The organism is Pseudomonas sp. EpS/L25, assembly GCF_001512295.1.
GTDB lineage: Bacteria > Pseudomonadota > Gammaproteobacteria > Pseudomonadales > Pseudomonadaceae > Chryseomonas.
This window is the reverse complement of record NZ_LNUP01000002.1, coordinates 626,571-645,640: the sequence shown is the minus strand read 5'-3', so window position 1 is coordinate 645,640 and position 19,070 is coordinate 626,571. Positions and strand designations below refer to the sequence as shown.

Annotated in this window: 16 protein-coding genes and 1 pseudogene; 10 read left to right on the top strand and 7 right to left on the bottom strand. The window is 66.9% G+C overall.

What is annotated here, in order from left to right:
* Both AR540_RS26350 and AR540_RS26345 read left to right on the top strand, forming a co-directional pair.
* Positions 1-777 (top strand): annotated as a pseudogene (locus AR540_RS26350) (CHASE3 domain-containing protein); the annotation flags it as partial.
* Positions 769-1,632, top strand: a complete 864-nt coding sequence (locus tag AR540_RS26345; protein WP_442963763.1) for a methyl-accepting chemotaxis protein — start codon at positions 769-771, stop codon at positions 1,630-1,632. The pseudogene AR540_RS26350 and the gene AR540_RS26345, both read left to right, overlap by 9 nt.
* 152 nt (positions 1,633-1,784) lie before the next feature.
* On the opposite strand, the gene AR540_RS25195 is transcribed toward AR540_RS26345, so the two are convergent.
* A complete protein-coding gene (locus AR540_RS25195) occupies positions 1,785-2,489 on the bottom strand; it encodes a DUF6602 domain-containing protein (protein WP_153014164.1) in 705 nt (234 codons plus the stop codon).
* Positions 2,490-2,623: 134 nt separating this feature from the next.
* Between AR540_RS25195 and AR540_RS04145 the strand changes: the two genes are divergently transcribed.
* From AR540_RS04145 to AR540_RS04130, 4 genes are all read left to right on the top strand, one after another.
* The gene (locus AR540_RS04145; RefSeq protein ID WP_059226573.1) at positions 2,624-3,817 is read left to right on the top strand and encodes a DUF2252 domain-containing protein; all 1,194 of its coding nucleotides are present in this window, start codon (positions 2,624-2,626) and stop codon (positions 3,815-3,817) included.
* Between the two features lie 198 nt (positions 3,818-4,015).
* The gene (locus tag AR540_RS04140) at positions 4,016-4,585 is read left to right on the top strand and encodes an Sbal_3080 family lipoprotein (RefSeq protein ID WP_059226572.1); all 570 of its coding nucleotides are present in this window, start codon (positions 4,016-4,018) and stop codon (positions 4,583-4,585) included.
* A 49-nt stretch (positions 4,586-4,634) separates the two neighbouring features.
* On the top strand, positions 4,635-5,252 hold the full coding sequence (locus AR540_RS04135; RefSeq protein ID WP_236712004.1) for an HNH endonuclease: 618 nt from the start codon (positions 4,635-4,637) through the stop codon (positions 5,250-5,252).
* Between the two features lie 94 nt (positions 5,253-5,346).
* Positions 5,347-7,959 (top strand): excinuclease ABC subunit UvrA, encoded by a 2,613-nt coding sequence (locus AR540_RS04130; RefSeq protein WP_059226570.1) that lies wholly within the window; start codon positions 5,347-5,349, stop codon positions 7,957-7,959.
* On the opposite strand, the gene AR540_RS04125 is transcribed toward AR540_RS04130, so the two are convergent.
* Positions 7,956-9,146, bottom strand: a complete 1,191-nt coding sequence (locus tag AR540_RS04125; RefSeq protein ID WP_059226569.1) for an MFS transporter — start codon at positions 9,144-9,146, stop codon at positions 7,956-7,958. The two genes, AR540_RS04130 and AR540_RS04125, sit on opposite strands and share 4 nt — an antisense overlap.
* A gap of 125 nt (positions 9,147-9,271) precedes the next feature.
* Between AR540_RS04125 and cobF the strand changes: the two genes are divergently transcribed.
* Positions 9,272-10,033: a precorrin-6A synthase (deacetylating) gene (cobF, locus tag AR540_RS04120; RefSeq protein ID WP_059226568.1), complete on the top strand. Its 762-nt coding sequence runs from the start codon at positions 9,272-9,274 to the stop codon at positions 10,031-10,033.
* Here cobF and AR540_RS04115 read toward each other — a convergent pair.
* Positions 10,000-10,533, bottom strand: a complete 534-nt coding sequence (locus tag AR540_RS04115; RefSeq protein WP_236712003.1) for a GNAT family N-acetyltransferase — start codon at positions 10,531-10,533, stop codon at positions 10,000-10,002. The genes cobF and AR540_RS04115 overlap by 34 nt on opposite strands.
* Before the next feature lie 128 nt (positions 10,534-10,661).
* Between AR540_RS04115 and AR540_RS04110 the strand changes: the two genes are divergently transcribed.
* The 3 genes from AR540_RS04110 (at position 10,662) to AR540_RS04100 (ending at position 13,370) form a co-directional block, all read left to right on the top strand.
* Positions 10,662-11,069, top strand: a complete 408-nt coding sequence (locus tag AR540_RS04110; protein WP_059226566.1) for a hypothetical protein — start codon at positions 10,662-10,664, stop codon at positions 11,067-11,069.
* A gap of 88 nt (positions 11,070-11,157) precedes the next feature.
* Positions 11,158-12,534: a PepSY-associated TM helix domain-containing protein gene (locus tag AR540_RS04105; RefSeq protein ID WP_059226565.1), complete on the top strand. Its 1,377-nt coding sequence runs from the start codon at positions 11,158-11,160 to the stop codon at positions 12,532-12,534.
* Between the two features lie 227 nt (positions 12,535-12,761).
* Positions 12,762-13,370, top strand: a complete 609-nt coding sequence (locus AR540_RS04100; RefSeq protein ID WP_059226564.1) for an FMN-dependent NADH-azoreductase — start codon at positions 12,762-12,764, stop codon at positions 13,368-13,370.
* A 127-nt stretch (positions 13,371-13,497) separates the two neighbouring features.
* Here AR540_RS04100 and hutH read toward each other — a convergent pair whose 3' ends face one another.
* The 4 genes from hutH to AR540_RS04075 all read right to left on the bottom strand — a co-directional run bounded on the left by hutH (position 13,498) and on the right by AR540_RS04075 (position 19,065).
* Positions 13,498-15,030, bottom strand: coding sequence for a histidine ammonia-lyase (gene hutH, locus AR540_RS04095; RefSeq protein ID WP_059226563.1), 1,533 nt, complete (start codon positions 15,028-15,030; stop codon positions 13,498-13,500).
* Positions 15,031-15,326: 296 nt separating this feature from the next.
* On the bottom strand, positions 15,327-15,677 hold the full coding sequence (locus AR540_RS04085) for a hypothetical protein (protein ID WP_059226561.1): 351 nt from the start codon (positions 15,675-15,677) through the stop codon (positions 15,327-15,329).
* Between the two features lie 26 nt (positions 15,678-15,703).
* Positions 15,704-16,585, bottom strand: coding sequence for a transglutaminase family protein (locus tag AR540_RS04080; protein WP_059226560.1), 882 nt, complete (start codon positions 16,583-16,585; stop codon positions 15,704-15,706).
* Positions 16,585-19,065 (bottom strand): circularly permuted type 2 ATP-grasp protein, encoded by a 2,481-nt coding sequence (locus tag AR540_RS04075; RefSeq protein WP_059226559.1) that lies wholly within the window; start codon positions 19,063-19,065, stop codon positions 16,585-16,587. Before AR540_RS04075 ends, AR540_RS04080 begins: the two co-directional genes overlap by 1 nt.
* Positions 19,066-19,070: the final 5 nt, after the last annotated feature.

The following is a 19,070-nucleotide window of genomic DNA, read 5'->3' as shown; positions in this document are numbered from 1 at the left end:
ATGCTGAAACGCCTGACTATCTCGAACAAACTCAACCTCGGCTTCGGCGCGATCCTGGTCATCATCCTGGCGCTGATCCTCGCCGCCAGCCGGGGCTTCACCGAGGTCAACTCGGCGGTCCGGCAGAACATCCACTCCTACGAGGTATTGCAGGACTCCGATGCCGCGCTGCTGGCACTGGTCAACATGGAGACCGGCATGCGCGGCTTCGCCCTGACCGGCAAGGACGACTTCCTCGCACCGCTGAACGAAGGCGAGCGGCTGTTCGCCGAGCAGTTGCAGGAGCTGATCCAGCTCACCCATGACAACCCCGAGCAGCAGCGCAGCCTGACCCAGCTCGGCGCGGACAAGGCGGCCTGGAATGGCGACTCGGTGCAGCAGATCCTCGCCCTGCGCCGGCAGGTCAACGCCGGCACCCTGTCCCTGGACGTCCTCACCGCCCGCATCGCCACTGCCCAGGACAAGGCGAAGATGGACGCCATGCGCGCGCTGTTGGGGCAAATCAAGGCCCGCGAGACGCAGTTGCTGGATGCCCGTACCGCGTCCATGGACGACGCCAAGCGCCAGGCCATGCTGACGCTCATCGTCGGCGGTGTGATCGCCGCCCTGCTGGCCCTCGGCATCGCCTGGTCGTTGTCGCGCACCATCGTCGGTCGCCTGGCCCAGGCGGTGACGGTGGCGCGCAACATCGCCGACGGCCGCCTGGATTCGCCCATCAGCGAAAGTGGTGGCGACGAAGTGGGCCAGTTGCTCGGCGCCTTCGGCCTGATGCAGGAGAAGCTGCGCGAGATGATCCAGCGCATCAAGCAGGGCACCGACCAGCTGGTCGCCGCCGCCCAGGGCATCTCGGCCAATTCGCAGCAGCTCTCCGCCGCCGCCCAGGAGCAGTCCAGCGCCGCCTCCAGCATGGCCGCCACCGTCGAGGAACTGACGGTGAGCATCAATCACGTGGCGGACAACGCCAACGAGGCCCACGACCTGTCCAGCCAGTCCGGTCGCCTGGCTCAGGATGGCGGTCGCACCATCCAGGCGTCGGTGGACAGCATGAGGTCCATCGCCGGCACCGTGCAGTCCTCGGCCGACCGCATCGGCGAGCTGGGTGGGCACGCCGAGCGCGTTTCTTCCATCGTCAGCGTGATCAAGGGCATCGCCGACCAGACCAACCTGCTGGCGCTCAACGCCGCCATCGAAGCAGCCCGGGCCGGGGAACAGGGACGCGGCTTCGCCGTGGTGGCCGATGAGGTTCGGCAGCTGGCGCAACGCACCGCCAACTCCACGCAGGAGATCGCCGCCATGATCGAGAAGATCCAGGCCGCCACCCATGCCGCCATGGCCGACATGGACGTGGGCGTGCGCCAGGTCAACGCAGGGGTGGACCTGGCCAACCAGGCCGGCGAGGCGGTGGTCAGCATCAACAGCTCGTCGGACAACGTGGTGCGGGTGGTCAACCAGATTTCCCTCGCCCTGCGCGAACAGACCGCCGCCAGCCACGACGTGGCGCGCAACGTCGAACGCATCGCCCAGATGGCCCAGCAGAACAGCGAAGCCATTGGCGAGACGGTGCAGACGGCGGTATCCCTGGACGCCCTGGCCCAGGACCTGAATCGGCAGATCGGGCAGTTCCGCTGCTGAAAGTTAGAGAGTGGCAGCAACCTCCGTTACGAAACAACCTGCCACTCAAAAACTCAGGCGTCAGACCTTTACCAAACACCAAGTATAGGCTACCAAGAAAAATCACCGACCCAAAATCAAACAAAATACAACACCAACTAAAACACAAGATTTCAATCAACGTAGTCATCCCACTTAACGTCCCTCATCAGCAAGCAGCCTGTAATTTTAGAAAGAATTGTAAGAAGACGCGCAAGCCCAACAGAGGGATCGTCATAAACAAGATATGACCCAGACCCACTAACAGGATAGATAAGCCCCTCATTCCTAATAAGAATCCCCTTCTTAAAATCCAAATACACATCAGGAATGGAAGAATCAGAAAAATCATCAAATTTACGTAAAATGCTGTCCAAGCTTGATCCACCATACGTTATTACCACCGTCAATATTCTTGCATACGGCCAGGTAGCATCACCAAGCTTAGCTCCCCCAAGAGAGCTAGACTTGAGACCCCTTACACTTTTTATATTTTCAAAAACATCTTCAAGCAATGATGGAGTTATCTCTGTTTTTATCTCAAAAGTAGCAACCACGCCCTCCTGAAGTATCAAGTCGTGACCGCTAGCAAAGGGCAACCTTGGTATAGATTTGAGCACAAGAACTATATCCTGCTGCTTTGAGCGAGCCCCGCTTGAATCTACAATAACTCCACTTACGGCATTAGTCATCTGAGGCAGATGTGCAATGAGAAAATCCTGAATGAGCTTCTCACGTGTAGAGCCCATAGTCGCAGAATGCCCTAAAACTTTAGTCATTTCATATTGAGCAATGATCGATCCAACTGCTCCACAACAATACTCGACTAATGGTTTCATAAAGCACCTCTAATATTTTGCTTTCTGAAAATCTCGGACCTAAAACTCACCTACCAGTGCAAGCCCCCGAAATACCTTGCAACATTCACCCAGCGAAGCGGTCACACAGGCGTCCCCCTCAAGGCTTCGCTTGCATGACTACCCCTCGCCCCGCCGATCGCCTGCCCCGCCTCAACCAACTGCGCAACCTGAAGATGGCCCGCTCCGCCCACGCCTATGTGCGCGGCAGCACCGTGCAATTCTATGAGTGGCTGCACAGCCAGCCCGGGCGCAACCTGCCCAATGGACCGGCGGTGTGGATCTGCGGCGATTGCCATGCCGGCAACCTGGGCCCGACTGGCGACCTCAAGGGCGCCACCGACGTCAACATCCGTGACCTGGACCAGACCGTGGTGGGCAATCCGGCCCATGACCTGGTGCGGCTGGCTTTGTCACTGGCCACCGCGGCGCGCGGCTCCGATCTGCCAGGGGTGACCACCGCGCGGATGCTGGAAGAGATGATGCGCGGCTACGAAATCGCCTTCGAAGACGATCTCGAGCGCGAGGTGCCGCGCCCCGCCCAGGTCAAGGCCGGGATGCGCAGCGCGGTGCAGCGCACCTGGAAGCACCTGGCCCGCGAGCGCATGGAGAACACCCGGCCCAAGCTGCCACTGGGCAAGCACTTCTGGCAACTGAGCAAGGCCGAGCGCCAAGCCATCGCCGAACTGTGCCAGACGCCGGGTATCCACGCCCTGGTGACCTCGCTCAAGGGCCGCAGTCACGACAGCCGCGTCGAGCTGCTCGACAGCGCCTACTGGGTCAAGGGTTGCAGCTCCCTGGGCCTGAGACGCTACGCCGTGCTGTTGGGGGTGGATGATGGCGACGACCAGGACTTCTGCCTGATCGACGTCAAGCAGGCGGTGGCCGCCGCCGCACCACGGGCCGCCCACGCCGCCATGCCGCGCGACAACGGCAAGCGGGTGGTGGAAGGCGCGCGCCAGCTCTCCCCTGCCCTGGGCAATCGCATGCTGGCGGTGCGCCTGCTGGAGCACTCCTTCTTCATCCGCGAGCTGCTGCCCCAGGATCTCAAGCTGGAGCTGGACGAGATCAGCGCCCGCGAGGCCATGGGCGCGGCGGCCTATCTGGCGCGGGTGGTGGGCCGCGCCCACGCCCGGCAGATGGACCTCGCGACCCGCGTGGAGTGGATGAGCGACCTGCAGCGCAACCGCACCCGAACCCTGGATGCGCCCTCCTGGCTGTGGAGCAGCGTGGTGCAACTGGTGGGCGCCCACGAGATGGGCTACCTGGAGCACTGCCGGCGCTATGCGCTGGAGCATGCGCAGGACTGACGTCGGCAAGGCTATGCCGCCGGAAGGTGCACGGTCCGGGTACCAGACGGACAGCCAGAACCGCGAATGATCCAGGAGGGGATGTAGCGATGCCACCGGCACCTGTTACCGCTCTTCCCCTCCTTTTGCCCGTCTGCCAGTTTCAGCGGCAACAACGTCATCCGGCACTTAAACTTCCGTTTTTACAAGGAGGTTCCAGTGAAAAGGACGATCATTCTCTTGGCTGCGTTGCTCGGCGGCTGCAGTATCAAACAGCAGGTAGCTCCTGCAGAGCTGTCCGCGGCGAGCTCTTCCGAGATGTGTACCATCCCCGCTGCAGGACTGAGATCAGGCTTCAATACGACCTATGTCAAGGCTCTGCAGCAGAAAGGATTCAAGGTCAGGCCACTATCTGCCGGTTCCAATCCCGGCGAGTGCGAGCTTTCGACCACCTACACCGCCACCTGGGGCTGGGATCTGGCGCTGTACATGAAGTTCGCCGATATCCGTGTGTTTCAAAACGGACGCCAGATTGGCCAGGCCGTATACGACTCACGCTGGGGCTCTGGCCGACCGGACAAGTTCATTGACGCCGAAAACAAGATCAACCAGCTCGCCGACGAGTTGTTTCCCCGCGGTGCCAGCGCACTCGCCGCCCGGTATCCAGTGTCCTCTTCCATCCCAGCGCCTGGCAGCTTGTCCAAGGAGGCCCAGATCCAGGCGCTTCAGGGGCAAGGTTTGTCCTATGAGGAGTACTCGAAACGGTATCGGGAAATCTTGGCTCAGTGATAGGTCGCACCTCGTTGCTGTTCAAGCCAACAGACCCCTGGGGTAGATTTTGAGCGACCTGCAGGTGACAACGCTGAAGCGCTGCTTTCGCCCGCCCATTCCCGCGCTTCTCGATGTAGCACGCTATCTGGACGCCGCGGTATCCGCGCACCACGCCGGCTATGCACTGGACGCAGCAAGGCTGTTCACGCTCGCGGACTGTTCGATTTCGCGGCAGTGGCTGGAGTCCATCTGGGGCCGGGCCAGTCCTTACGTGACGGTGACCAGGTTGCCGCCCGTACCTATCACGATGCCCGTCAAGGCCAGGATGCCTACCGGCTCTCAGATCCGCTGCCTTCATCAGCGCGACGGTTTTCACTGCCGCTTCTGTGGGCTACCCGTGATTCGCGCGGAAATTCGCAAGAAGGTGGTCGCGCTGTATCCCGATGCCGTCAGCTGGGGCAGGACGAATGCCTCTCAGCATGCGGGCTTCCAGGCGTTATGGGCCCAGTACGATCATGTCGTGCCCCATTCCGCAGGCGGTACCAACGAGCTGGATAATCTGGTCGTGACCTGTGCTGCCTGCAACTTCGGCAAGATGTCCTATCGCTTGGAGGAAATTGGCTTGCTGGACCCGAGAGAGTTTCCAATCGTGGTCAGTCATTGGGACGGACTGGAGCGGCTTTAGGCGTTCCCAGACCAAAAATTCGATCTGAGTAGTGACTCTTACTACCTCATAGGGTCCGATTCTGCACGTTCCTGAACAAGGCTGTACTGCGCTCATGCCCTCCTCCCCCCGTCCCGGTTTCGTCTCCGTCCGCGGTGCCCGCGAGCACAATCTGAAGAACGTCGACGTAGACATCCCCCGCGATGCCCTGGTGGTGTTCACCGGGGTGTCCGGCTCGGGCAAGTCGTCGCTGGCCTTCGGTACCCTCTACGCCGAGGCCCAGCGGCGCTACTTCGAATCCGTGGCGCCCTATGCCCGACGGTTGATCGACCAGGTCGGGGTGCCCCAGGTGGAGGCCATCGAGGGCCTGCCGCCGGCGGTGGCCCTGCAGCAGCAACGCGGCCAGCCCAGCAGTCGCTCGTCCATGGGCAGCGTGACCGGACTGTCCAGCCTGGTGCGGATGCTCTATTCACGCGCCGGCCGCTATCCGGCCGACCAGCCGATGCTCTATGCCGAGGACTTCTCGCCCAACACGCCCCAGGGCGCCTGCCCCGAGTGCCACGGCCTGGGCCGGGTCTACGAGGTGACCGAGGCCTCCATGGTGCCGGACCCGTCGCTGACCATCCGCCAGCGCGCCATCGCCGCCTGGCCCACCGCCTGGGGCGGGCAGAACCTGAGGGATATCCTGGTGACCCTGGGCTATGACGTCGATATCCCCTGGCGCGACCTGCCCCAGAAGCAACGCGACTGGATCCTCTTCACCGAGGAGCAGCCCACCGTACCGGTCTATGCCGGCCTCACCCCCGAGCAGACCCGCGCCGCGCTCAAGCGCAAGGCCGAGCCCAGCTACCAGGGCACCTACACCGGGGCGCGGCGCCATGTGCTGCACACCTTCGCCAACTCCCAGAGCGCCAAGATGAAGCAGCGCGCGGCGCGCTTCATGATCGGCCAGACCTGCCCGCTGTGCCACGGCAAGCGCCTGACCCGGGCGGCGCTCTCGGTGACCTTCGCCGGCCTGGACATCGGCGAGCTGTCGCGCCTGCCGCTGGACGACCTGAGCGTGCTGCTGCGCCGGGTCGCTGCCGGCGACTTCGACGAGACCAAGGACGCGGAAGTGCTGGACGCCAAGGCCGGCCAGCAGGATCGCGCCCGGCGCAAGGCCGCCGGTGGCAGCGACCACGCCGGCGCGCCGGACGTGCGCCGCACCCCCAATCTGTCCCCGGAAAAACGCCTGGCCGCCCAGCGCATGGCCAGCGAATTGCTGGAACGACTGCAGACCCTGACCCGCCTGGGACTCGGTTACCTGGCGCTGGAGCGCAGCACCACCACCCTTTCCTCCGGCGAATTGCAGCGGCTGCGCCTGGCGACCCAGCTGGTGTCGCAGCTGTTCGGCGTGGTCTATGTGCTGGACGAACCCTCCGCCGGTCTGCATCCCGCCGACGGCGAAGCCCTGCTGGAGTCCCTCGACGGCCTCAAGGCCCAGGGCAATTCGCTGTTCGTGGTGGAGCACGACCTGGCCACCATGAAGCGCGCCGACTGGCTGGTGGACGTCGGCCCCGCGGCCGGCGAAGGCGGCGGCCGGGTGCTCTACAGCGGTCCGCCCGCGGGCCTCGCCGAGGTCGAGGAATCGGTGACGGCACGCTATCTGTTCGCCGCACCGCAACGGGAGACCCGGCCACCGCGTGAACCCCAGGGCTGGCTCCGGCTGGCCGGGGTCACCCGCAACAACCTGCAGGGGCTGGACGCCGCCTTTCCCCTGGGCTGCCTGACGGCGGTGACCGGCGTTTCCGGCTCGGGCAAGTCCAGCCTGGTCAGCCAGGCGCTGCTGGAACTGGTGGGCGCCGAGCTGGGCCAGCGCGCCGCCGAAGACGGCGACGAGGCTCCGGAACTGGACGGCGACGCCCTGCCCGCCACCACCGGCCAGGTGGTCGATGGCCTTGGCGGCATACGCCGGCTGGTCCCGGTGGACCAGAAGCCCATCGGCCGCACCCCGCGTTCCAACCTGGCCACCTACACCGGCCTGTTCGACGGGGTGCGCAAGCTGTTCGCCGCCACCCCCGAGGCGCAGGAAAGAGGCTTCGACGCCGGACGCTTCTCCTTCAACGTCGCCAAGGGCCGCTGCCCGACCTGCGAGGGCGAAGGCTTCGTCAGCGTCGAGCTGCTGTTCATGCCCAGCGTGTATGCCGCCTGCCCCACCTGCCAGGGGGCGCGCTACAACCCCGAGACCCTGGAGGTGCGCTGGCAGGGCAAGACCATCGCCGAGGTGCTGGGTCTGACGGTGGACGAGGCCCTGGTCTTCTTCGCCGATGAAACACCGGTGGCGCGCGCACTGCGGGTGCTGGCCGATATCGGGCTGGGCTATCTGCGCCTGGGCCAGCCGGCCACCGAACTCTCCGGCGGCGAGGCCCAGCGCATCAAGCTGGCCACCGAGCTGCAGCGCACCAGTCGTGGCACCACCCTCTATGTGCTGGACGAACCCACCACCGGCCTGCACCCAGCCGACGTGGAGCGCCTGATGCGCCAGCTGCACGGCCTGGTCGATGAAGGCAACACGGTGGTGCTGGTGGAGCACAACCTGCAGGTGGTGGCCGGCAGCGACTGGCTGATCGACATCGGCCCCGGCGCCGGCGCGGCGGGCGGCCGTATCGTCGCCAGCGGCACGCCGCGCGCGGTGGCGGACGATCCCGCCAGCCCCACGGCGCCCTATCTGCGGCCCCTGTTCGACTAGCCCGTGATCGGCGCCACGCTGCGGCGGCAGGCCGCCAGCACCAGCAGGGAAGCCACCGCCGCCAGGGCGCCGAACTGGAAGGTGGCGGCGGCGCCGAGGAAGTGCCAGAGCGCACCGGCGATGGTGCTCGCCAGCAACAGGGCGATGCCGCTGACCAGGTTGAACAGGCCGAAGGCGGTACCGCGCAACTCGGCCGGGGCGGTGCGGGCGACCATGGCGGCGAGCAGGCCCTGGGTCATGCCCATGTGCAGCCCCCAGAGCAGGATGCCCACGGCCAGGCCGGTCCAGTTGCTGCTGAAGGCCAGCGCCAGGTCAGCCAGGATCAGCAGGACCAGTCCCCAGGCCAGCAGCGTGCGGTGACCGACCCGGTCGGACAGCGCTCCCAGCGGATAGGCCGACAGCGAGAACACCAGGTGCATGCCCACCATCACCAGCGGCACCAGCGCCAGGGGCACCCCAACCTGCTCGGCCTTGAGCACCAGGAACGCCTCGCTGAAGCGCGCCAGGGTGAAGACGCCGCCGAGCAGGGCCACTTGCCAGAAGGCCGCCGGCAACTTGCGCAGCTGGCTGCGGGTGAGTGGATTGGTGCGCGCCTGGACGATGGCCGCCTTGGGTTCGTCCAGGCCGAAGTACAGCAGCGCGACGGCGATGAAGGCCGGGATCACCGCCACCCAGAACACCGCGCGAAAGTCATTGGCCCAGAGCAGCATCAGCCCCACCGCCAGCAGCGGGCCGAGAAAGGCGCCGAAGGTGTCCAGCGATTGGCGCAGGCCATAGGCGGCGCCACGGATCTCCGGCGGCGTGACGTCGGCCACCAGGGCGTCACGCGGCGCCCCGCGGATGCCCTTGCCGATGCGATCCATGAAGCGCGCGCCGAACACCAGGCCGGCACCGCTGGCCAGGGCGAACAGCGGCTTGCTCAGGGCGCCCAGGCCATAGCCCAGCATCGCCAGGCCCTTGCGCCTGCCCAGGTAGTCGCTGAGTACGCCGGAAAAGATCTTGGTGATGAGCGCGGTCGCCTCGGCCACCCCTTCGAGGATGCCGATGTAGAGCACGCTCAGGCCCAGGCCGGTGGCCAGGAACAGGGGCAGCAAGCTGTGGATCATCTCCGAGGAGATGTCCATGAACAGGCTCACCCCGCCCAGTATCCAGACCCCGCGGGGTATCCGTCGCCAGCTTCCCATCATCCCCAAGACTCCCCCAGTACCGTGGCAGGCAAACCGGTCGAACCTAGCATGGCGATTGTGCACGGCTCTACCAAAGCGACATCCCTGGTTACACTGATGGCCACGTCCACCGTCGAGACAACCTCATGAAAACCCTACTGGTCATCGGCATCGGCGCCGGCGATCCCGACTACCTTACCCTCCAGGCCGTCTCCGCCCTCAATCGCGCCAGTACCTTCTTCCTGTTCGACAAGGGCACGGAGAAGGACAGCCTGATCCACCTGCGCGAAACCATCTGCGCTCGCCACATCCGCCAGGCGGACTATCGCTTCGTCACCGCGCCCATTCCCGAGCGCCGCCGCGAAGGCGACTACCGCCAGGCGGTGGACGACCTCAACGCTGCCAAGCAGGCGCTGATGGTGGAGATGATCGAGCACGAGCTGGCGGACGACGAATGCGGCGCCTTCCTGGTCTGGGGCGATCCGGCGCTGTACGACAGCACCCTGCGCATCCTGGCGGCGATCAAGCGCGAAGGCCGGCTGGACTTCGACTACGAGGTGATCCCCGGCATCTCCAGCGTCCAGGCCCTGGCCGCGCGCCACCGGGTGCCACTCAATCGCATCGGCCAGGCCCTGGAGATCACCCCCGGCCGGCGTCTGGAACGCTTCCCCGAGCACCTCGATAGCCTGGTGGTGATGCTCGACTCCCACGAGGCCTATCGCCGCCTGGACGAGCCCGATCTCTACATCTATTGGGGAGCCTACGTCGGCACGGCGGACGAGATCCTCATCGCCGGACCGCTGCAGGAGGTAGCCGAGGACATCCACCGGGTGCGCAGCGCGGCTCGCGAAGAGCACGGCTGGATCATGGATACCTATCTGCTGTGCCGGGGGCCGGCGGACGCCTGAGCGCCCGCCAACCGCCGATCCAGGTGAAGGGTCAGCCAGGGCAAGGCCGTCTCCCGCGCGACGACCTGGAAGCCCTGGCCGAGCCAGAAAGCCTCGGCGCCAGGCAGGAAGGGATGGGTGTGCAGGTACAGGCGCTCCACCCCATCGTGCGCCGCCTCGATCAGTAGTGCCTGGAACAGCCGGCGCGCCAGGCCCTGCCGGCGGTACTGCGGCGCCACGAACAGCCGCGCCACCTCGACCACCCGTTCCCCGACGTAGGCCAATTGCGGAAAGCGGCAGTCATAGGGTCGATAGGCGATGCTGGCGACAGGCTCACCCGCGGCATCGCGCACCAGCAGCAGGCAACCGCGACCCCTCCCGTAGTGCTCGCTGAACAGGCGCAGATCCGCCGGCACTGCCCCCGAGGCCAACCGACCAGCGAACAGCTGGCGCTGGTTCGCCAGCAGGAAGGCCAGCACCTGGGGTTCGGCGCAGGTCACCCGCTCGAGGGGAAGGGGCAAGGCGTGGTTCATATCCGTTGCGGATCGTTCTGCTGGCGAATCGGGAGCGCGACATTTCGGCGCAGGCGAGGCTTGCGTCCGTCCGGGTGGGCTGTGTGCCCGCGGCGACGATGATACAGTCCACCGCCATGAAAACCGTCCGTTCCCCGCGCGCTTCGCTCGCCTGGATGCTGCTCGCCTGCATCCTGCTGAACGGACTCGTCTGCGCCCTGGGGCATGGCCAGATGCTGGCTCGTTTCACCCAGCCGCTGCCGCCCAGCGGCGTCCAGGCGCACGCGCATCACCACGATGCCCAGGCGCTGCCCATGCCCGCGGACATGGCCGGCATGCACGCCCAGGCGCCAGGCGGCAGCGTCACGACGCTCTCCCCCACCGGCGATTGCGTGTTCGCCGCCACCCTGCTGCTCGCCACCCTGGCCACCATCCTGCTGCAGTGGCTGCTGCGCCCGAGCGATCCCCACCGGCGCCGCTATCGGAACGCCCTGCCGCCCCCGCCCCGGGCGCGGCGCTCCGCGCTCCACCCCCAGGCCCCCTGACACCTCGGCTACGGAAACCTTCGTCCTCCTTTTCCGTCATTCCGCACGTGGCCACCCTCTGGCCGCGCGCCGCTCCGTGGTGAACGCTATGACTTCGTCCTCTTCCGCTCCGGCCAGCAAACCGGGGCCGCTGTTGCAGCTGCTGGCGCGGCTGCATTTCCTGATCGGTCTGTTCGTCGGCCCCTTCCTGCTGGTGGCCGCCGCCAGCGGCCTGCTCTACGCCCTCACCCCGCAACTGGAAGCCCGCCTCTACGCCGAGGCCTTGCATACCCCCAGTCGCGGTGAACCCCTGCCACTGGCCGAACAGATCCGCGCCGCCCAGGCGGTGGCCGGCCCGACCCTGACCCTGGGCGCGGTACGGCCGGCGCCGGCCGCGGGCGATACCACCCGGGTGATGTTCAACGATCCCTCCCTGGGCGAATCGGCCCATCGCGCGCTGTTCGTCGATCCGGTCACCGGCGCCATCCGGGGCGACCTGACCGTCTATGGCACCAGCGGCATCCTGCCGCTGCGCACCGCCATCGATCAGTTCCACCGCAGCCTGCTGCTAGGCGAACCCGGCCGCCTCTACAGCGAGCTGGCCGCCTCCTGGCTGTGGGTCGCCGCCCTGGGCGGTCTCACGCTCTGGCTGGTACGCCGTCGCCAACGCCGCCCGGCTCGGGAGTTGCGCGGCCTGCATGCCAGCACCGGCATCTGGCTGCTGGGCGGGTTGCTGTTTCTCTCCGCCACCGGCCTGACCTGGTCGCGCTTCGCTGGCGACAACATCGGCATCCTGCGTGCCCACTATGGCTGGTCGACGCCGAGCGTGAAGACCGCCCTGGGTGCCACGCCGGCACCCGCCGTGGCCCACGACGAGCACGCCGACCACCACGGCCATGGCGCCATGCCCATGGCCATGGCCGCCCCCCTGGCCCCCTCCACCTTCGACCGGGTACTGGCCAGCGCCCGCGCCGCCGGGATCGATGCCGGCAAGGTGGAAATCCGCCCGGCCCGCAGCGCCGACAAAGCCTGGACCGTCAGCGAGATCGACCGCCGTTGGCCGACCCAGGTCGACGCCGTCGCCGTCGACCCGACCAGCCTCAAGGTGGTGGATCAGGTGCGCTTCGCCCAGTACTCCCTGCCAGCCAAGCTGACCCGCTGGGGCATCGATGCCCACATGGGCGTGCTATTCGGCCTGGCCAACCAGCTGGTGCTGGTGGCCATCGCCCTCGGCCTGCTGGTGATGACGGTCTGGGGCTACCTGCTCTGGTGGCGCCGTCGGCCCACCCGAGATCCGGCGCAACCCGGCCTGATCGGGCTCTGGCGCCAGCTGCCGCCGCTGTCGCGTCTGCTGGTGCCGGTCGTGGCCCTGGCACTCGGGCTGTGTTTGCCGGTGCTGGGCGGTAGTCTGCTGGTCTTCCTGCTGGTCGACGCCCTGCCCGGCCTGCGCGGTCCGGCGCTGCGTACGGAGGCCGGTTCGGCCTGAGGTGGAAAGGAGGCAAGGGCTGGGGTGAGGGCCCGGAGCGTGGAAAACCGCGCAGCGTTTTCTGTGCCATGCCGGACGCGTGGACAAGGCTGCGCCGTTGTCCACCCTACAACGCGCACGGCATCTCGCCTGCTCCAGACCATCCATCGGCCTACCCCGTTCCTGGCTGGCGCACTCTGACGAGGCGATTATAGTTATCGCAATCCCCATCACCCCAGGATCTGCCCATGCCTCGTCTGCTGCACGTGATAGGTTCGCCCCGCCAGGATCGCTCCGCCTCCCTGGAAGTCGCCAACGCCTTCGTCCAGGCCTGGCAAGGCAAGCACCCGGATGGCGAGGTCGACATCCTCGACGTCTGGCACTGCGCCCTGCCGGAATTCGACGGCCCCATCCTCGACGCCAAGTACGCCGGCATCCAGGGTCAAGCCCTGAGCGCCGAGCAGGAGCATGCCTGGACGGTCGCCAAGCAGCTGGCGCAGCGCTTCAAGGCCGCCGACGTGCTGCTGTTCGGCGTGCCCTGCTGGAATTTCGGCATTCCCTACAAGCTCAAGCAGCTGTTCGACGTGGTCAGCCAGAAGGACCTGCTGTTCACCTTCGACGAGCGCGGCCTCAACGGCCTGCTCGGTGGCCGCCAGGCGCTGGTGATCGCCGCTCGCGGCGCGGCCCTGGATCGCCAGGAGCACCAGGAATCCTATCTGCGGACCTGGTGCGAGATGGTCGGCATCGACCGGACGCACACCGTGGTGCTGGAAAAGACCCTGTTCGGTCCCGACGTCGACCAGGCCTCGCGCGACCAGGCCAGCCGCGAGGCCGTGGCGCTGGTGGACAAGCTCTGAGCTCTCGTCCCGCCGTTGCTTCCTGTAGGGGGCTGAGCCCAGGCCAAACTGGAGCCACCCTCCCCCCAGCCCTCTCCCGGCGGGAGAGGGGACGGCCCGAGGGTGTGCCTGCCGGACCACCGCACGATCAGAGACTGGGCAACAACTGCGCCGGCACCAGCTCGTTCAGGCAGCCGCCCGCCAGAAGGTCCACCGCACGCTCGATGTCCGGCGCGAAGAAGCGGTCCTCCTGATAGTAGGGTACCGCGGCGCGCAGCAGGCCACGAGCCCGCTCCAGCACCGGCGTGGTCTTGAGCCCGGTGCGGAAGTCCAGGCCCTGGCAGGCCCCCAGCCATTCGATGGCGAGGATGCCGCGCACGTTGTCGGCCATGGCCCAGAGCCGCTTGCCGGCGTTGGGCGCCATGGATACGTGGTCTTCCTGGTTGGCCGAGGTGGGCAGGCTGTCGACGCTGGCCGGGTGAGCCAGGGCCTTGTTGTCGCTGGCCAGGGCCGCGGCAGTGACCTGGGCGATCATGAAGCCGGAGTTGACCCCGCCGTTCTCCACCAGGAAGGGCGGCAGCTGGGACATGTGCCGGTCCATCATCAGCGAGATGCGCCGTTCGGACAGGGCACCGATCTCGGCCAGGGCCAAGGCCAGGTTGTCGGCGGCCATCGCCACCGGCTCGGCGTGGAAGTTGCCACCGGAGATCACCTCGAATTCCTCGGCGAACACCAGGGGATTGTCGGAGACGGCGTTGGACTCCACCTCCAGTACCTCGGCGGCCTGGCGCAACTGGGTCAGGCAGGCGCCCATCACCTGGGGCTGGCAGCGTAGCGAGTACGGGTCCTGCACCTTGTCACAGTTGGCGTGGGACTGGGCGATCTCGCTGGTCTCGGTGAGTAGCGCCCGATAAGCCGCGGCGGCGTCGATCTGGCCACGCTGGCCACGGGCGGCATGAATGCGTGCATCGAAGGGCGCGCGCGAGCCAAGCATGGCCTCCACGCTGAGTCCTCCGCAGACGGTGGCGGCGGCATAGAGATCCTCCCCCTCGAACAGGCCACGCAGGGCGTAGGCGGTGGACACCTGGGTGCCGTTGAGCAGCGCCAGACCCTCCTTGGCCGCCAGGGTCAGAGGCTCCAGGCCGGCGACCGCCAGGGCCTCGCTGGCCGGCAGCCACTGACCGCGATGACGCGCCTTGCCCTCGCCCAGCAGCACCAGGGATAGATGGGCCAAGGGCGCCAGGTCACCCGAGGCACCCACCGATCCCTTGAGCGGAATGTGCGGATAGACCTCGGCATTGATCAGTGCCACCAGGGCGTCGATCACCTGGCGGCGGATGCCGGAGAAGCCGCGCGCCAGGCTGTTGACCTTGAGCCAGAGGATCAGCCGCACCAGGGCGTCGTCCAGCGGTTCGCCGATACCGGCGGCGTGGGACAGCACCAGGGAGCGCTGCAGCTTCTCCAGGTCATGGGGGGCGATGCGGGTCGAGGCCAGCAGGCCGAACCCGGTGTTGATGCCGTAGGCGGTGCGACCCTCGGCGAGGATGCGTTCGACGCAGCCGACGCTGGCGTCGATGGCCGCCGCGGCACCCTCGGCCAGCACCAGGGTGACGGGCTGGCGATGGATCTCGCGGAGCTGGGCCAGGGTCAGGTGGCCGGGCTGCAGGGTGAGGGTGTTCATTCGGTGACTCCAGTGTCGATGATGGGCAGCGTCAGCCCCTGCTCCCAGGCGTGATCGATGGCGAGGTCGTGGCAGAGTACCGGGCCCCAGGCCCTCGCACCGCCCTGATGCCGCGATACCCCATAGAATGCAGACAGCGGCAGCGCCCATACCAGCCTATATATGTATATACATTTAATCGAGAACACCGGAATCGTCAAGCCTGGCCATGCCGGCCTCTTGCTGCAAAAGGACTTGGAGCAGCTAAAAGAGCGAAGAAGGTACGGCCGGTCCTGGTATAGCCAACAATGGAGCAACTATCGGAAGGCCGATAGCCAGGCGCTGCCCTGCTGCCACAGCCAGGTAAAACCGGGCCGCATCAGCGGTTCCGCCTTGAAGATCGCCACTATCAACAAGACCCGCACGACCCAGATCATCAGAGGCGCGAAGCTATAGCGACAACGCCGCTGCCAGTCGTCCAGGCCCAAGAAATTACCCAACACCAACCAGGTCAGTGGCAGGCCGACGAACAGCAGATAGAGCCAGGCCTCCAGCGTCTTGGGCCATAGGATCACAGCGGATCCCAGCAGGACGTAGAAGGCCGTCGAACCGAAATACGAAGAACGGGAAGGACCAAGCGGGATATTCAGCCAGCGGTCATTTTTCATGATTGGAATCCTTTCCAGCGTTACGTCTACAGCGGCGTCACCGTCACCTCGACTACCGGATCGTGATTCCCGCCGCCGAGGATGACCCCACGTAGGGGCGAGACGTCGGTGAAGTCGCGGCCCCAGGCCAGGGTGATGTGCTCCAGATCCGGCAGGACGTCGTTGGTGGGGTCGAAGTCGACCCAGCCCAGCACCGGGCAATGCACGCTGACCCAGGCGTGGGAGGCGTCGGCACCGATCAGCCGCGGTTTGCCGGGCGGCGGCTGGGTCAGCAGGTAGCCGCTGACATAGCGCGCCACCAGGCCCAGGCCGCGCAGGCAGGCCAGCATCAGGTGGGCGAAGTCCTGGCAGACCCCATGGCGATGCTCCAGCACCTCGCGCAAGGGCGTCGCCACCTGGGTGGCGGTGGCGTCGAAGCGGAATTCGCGGTTGATCTTCTCCATCAACGCCTGGCACCCCAGCAGCAGCGGCCGGCCAGGCGGGAAGCAGTCCGCCGCGAAGCCGGCGAAGATGCGGTCGATGGGGACCGCCGGCGATTCGAAGCGGAAATGGTGGACGTCCAGCGCCACGGTGGCCGCCGGATAGCGCAGGCCCTCGCGTACCTCTTCCCAGGCCGGCGAGTCTTCCAGCACCCATCCGGCGCGGGAATCCACCTCCACCTCCAGGTCGGTGCCGACGTAGAGTTCGTCGTGCGGGCGCTCGAAGGACAGCCGGGTCAGCGGATTGCCGAAGGCGTCCCAGGCGTCCTGGCGCTGGGTCGGTGCCGGCAGGATGGCCAGTTGCTGCGACCGGCAACGTTGCCAGGCGCACTCACGCGGCGAGAGGTGCAGCAACTGCTGCGAGAGCGACACCGGCGCCTCGTAGCGGTAGTGGGTGTCGTGCTGGATGCGATAGCGAACCTGCTTCATCACATGGACACCGTGCGCTGGCTCACGACGTCGACATGGGCGAAGCAGCGATAGATGACCCGTTCGGAGAGCTGGCCGCTGGCCTCGGCGATCTGCCGCAGCAGCCGCGCCAGGCCCTGCTGGACCTCGACCCGGCCGACGTCGCCGAACAGGGTGCTTTCCAGGGTGCCCAGGTCGAACCGGCGCAGGCGATCGTAGGCGTCGTTCAGCGCGGGATCGCGCGCCAGGCCGAAGTAGCGCTCCAGGTGTTCCACGGCGTTGATCAGAGCATGCAACTGGAAGCGGATCGAATAGGGGTTGTGCTCGTGCAGCATCAGCAGGTCCAGCACCGGGATGAGTTGCGGTGCCGCCTGGTAGCGCGAGCGGTAGGTGATGATGCTGTTGCCCAGTTCCAGCAGCCACTCGAGCCCCGCCGCATCCCAGGTGGCGCCGCCTTCGAGGAACTGCGCCAGGCTGCCGGCGAGGAACTGCACCCGCTCGATACGCCGGCCGATCATCAGGAAGCGCCAGCTCTCGTCGTGGGTCATGTCGTCGAAGGTGAAGCCGGCCACCGCCGCCAGGGCCATCACCAGGCGGTTGAGGCTCTGCAGGGCTTCGCCCGGCTCGCTGCCTACCTGGCCCAGTCCGCGCGCCTCGCGCTCCACCTCGCGGACCGCGCGCCAGTTCTCCGGCGACAACCGTCCACGTACCTGGGCCGCGGCCCAGTGCAGGCGTTGCAGGTTGGCGCCGAGACCGCTGGGGAAGTCGCCCGGGCCGAGCGCCGCATGCAGCTGTTCGGCGAGGGTGCCCTCCTCCGGCAGCAGCTCCAGGGCCATGGCCAGTTCGATGGCGGCCTGCACCGCCGGTCCCTGGTCGTCGGCATCCAGGTAGCGGCTGAGCACGATGCGCAGCAGGCGCGCGGCATCTTCGCAGCGCTCGCTGTAGCGCCCGTACCAGAACAGATTCTCGGCGGTGCGCGAGGGCAGGAAAGGATCCTTGCGCACCAGGTCGCGCACCCCCAGCATGCGCGGTGCTGGCACCTCGGCGGCGCTGCGACTGCCACCCAGCACCCAGGTGTCCTTGCTCGAACCGCCACGCTGCATGGACACCACTTCGGCGCCCTCGTGGGCGACCCGGGTCAGCCCGCCGGGCATCACCCAGTAGCCATCTTCGCTGGCCACGGCATAGACGCGCATGCCGATGGCCCGCGACTGCAGGCTGCCGCCCTGCCAGACCGGCGCGCGGGAGAGCTGGATGCGCTCCTGGGCGACGTAGGCATGGGGCCGCGCCTCGATGCGCTCGCGCAGGGCAGCGTGCTCCTCGGCATCCAGGGCCTTGCCGAATACGGGCTCGAAGCGCTGGGAGGGATAGGCCGGCTTGATCACCAGCTCGCCGAGGCGCGCCAGGGCCTCTTCCCGCACCGGCGTCTCGCCGCACCACCAGGTGGCGACCGCCGGCAGCGCCAGGGTCTCGCCCAGCAGCGCCTGGCAGACGCCGGGCAGGAAACCCAGCAGGCCAGGCGACTCCAGCAGGCCGCTGCCCAGGGCGTTGGCCATGATGACGTTGCCCTGGCGTACCGCCTCCAGCAGCCCGGGCACGCCCAGGGCCGAGTCGGTACGCAGTTCCAGCGGATCGCAGAAGTCGTCGTCCAGGCGGCGGAACACCGCGTGGACCCGTCGCAGTCCGCTCAGGGTCTTGAGGTAGAGGCAGGCGTCGCGAACCGTGAGGTCCTGGCCTTCCACCAGCGGGAAGCCCAGTTGCCGCGCTTGGTAGAGGTGCTCGAAATAGGTCTCGTTGTAGCGCCCCGGGGTGAGCAGCACCGCCAGCGGCGCCTCGTCACCGGTGTCCAGGCCGGCACTGAGGGTACGCTGCAGGGCCTGGAAGTAACCATTGAGCGGCTGGACCTGCAGGTCGCGGTGCTGCTCGGGAAAGGCGCGCGCCACGATGTGACGGTTCTCCAGGGCATAGCCGGCGCCGGAGGGTGCCTGGGTGCGGTCCGCCAGCACCCACCAGCGGCCATCCGGCGCCCGCGCCAGGTCCACGGCATAGACGTGCAGCCAGGTATCGCCCGGCGGGCGCAGGCCCTGGCAGGCCCAGAGGAAGTTGTTGTGGCCGAACACCAGCTCCGGCGGCAGCAGGCCCTCGCGCAGCAGCCGCTGTTCGCCATAGAGATCGCCCAGCACCCGATTGAGCAACCGGGCCCGCTGCGCCACCCCGGCGGCCAGCGGCGCCCATTCCTCCGCCGAGATCAGCTGCGGCAGCAGGTCCAGCGCCCAGGGCCGGTCGCTGCCCTTGGGATCGGCGTAGACGTTGTAGGTCACGCCGTTTTCCTGGATCTGCCGGGCGATCAGCGCCTGGCGCTGGTCCAGCTGGGCCGGCCGCAACCCGGCCAGGTGCCCGTAGAAGCGGCGCCAGGTCGGGCGGACGCCGCCGCGGGGGTCCCAGAGCTCGTTGAAGCTGCCGGCCGCCTCGAGGGCGGCACGTGTGGAGGTCGGTTGCATGTCGG

Coding starts and splice junctions, on each gene's coding strand:
- AR540_RS26345 (WP_442963763.1), top strand. CDS start 769: ATGCAGGAGAAGCTGCGCGAGATGATCCAGCGCATCAAGCAGGGCACC.
- AR540_RS25195 (WP_153014164.1), bottom strand. CDS start 2,489: ATGAAACCATTAGTCGAGTATTGTTGTGGAGCAGTTGGATCGATCATT.
- AR540_RS04145 (WP_059226573.1), top strand. CDS start 2,624: ATGACTACCCCTCGCCCCGCCGATCGCCTGCCCCGCCTCAACCAACTG.
- AR540_RS04130 (WP_059226570.1), top strand. CDS start 5,347: ATGCCCTCCTCCCCCCGTCCCGGTTTCGTCTCCGTCCGCGGTGCCCGC.
- AR540_RS04125 (WP_059226569.1), bottom strand. CDS start 9,146: ATGATGGGAAGCTGGCGACGGATACCCCGCGGGGTCTGGATACTGGGC.
- cobF (WP_059226568.1), top strand. CDS start 9,272: ATGAAAACCCTACTGGTCATCGGCATCGGCGCCGGCGATCCCGACTAC.
- AR540_RS04110 (WP_059226566.1), top strand. CDS start 10,662: ATGAAAACCGTCCGTTCCCCGCGCGCTTCGCTCGCCTGGATGCTGCTC.
- AR540_RS04105 (WP_059226565.1), top strand. CDS start 11,158: ATGACTTCGTCCTCTTCCGCTCCGGCCAGCAAACCGGGGCCGCTGTTG.
- AR540_RS04100 (WP_059226564.1), top strand. CDS start 12,762: ATGCCTCGTCTGCTGCACGTGATAGGTTCGCCCCGCCAGGATCGCTCC.
- hutH (WP_059226563.1), bottom strand. CDS start 15,030: ATGAACACCCTCACCCTGCAGCCCGGCCACCTGACCCTGGCCCAGCTC.
- AR540_RS04085 (WP_059226561.1), bottom strand. CDS start 15,677: ATGAAAAATGACCGCTGGCTGAATATCCCGCTTGGTCCTTCCCGTTCT.
- AR540_RS04080 (WP_059226560.1), bottom strand. CDS start 16,585: ATGAAGCAGGTTCGCTATCGCATCCAGCACGACACCCACTACCGCTAC.
- AR540_RS04075 (WP_059226559.1), bottom strand. CDS start 19,065: ATGCAACCGACCTCCACACGTGCCGCCCTCGAGGCGGCCGGCAGCTTC.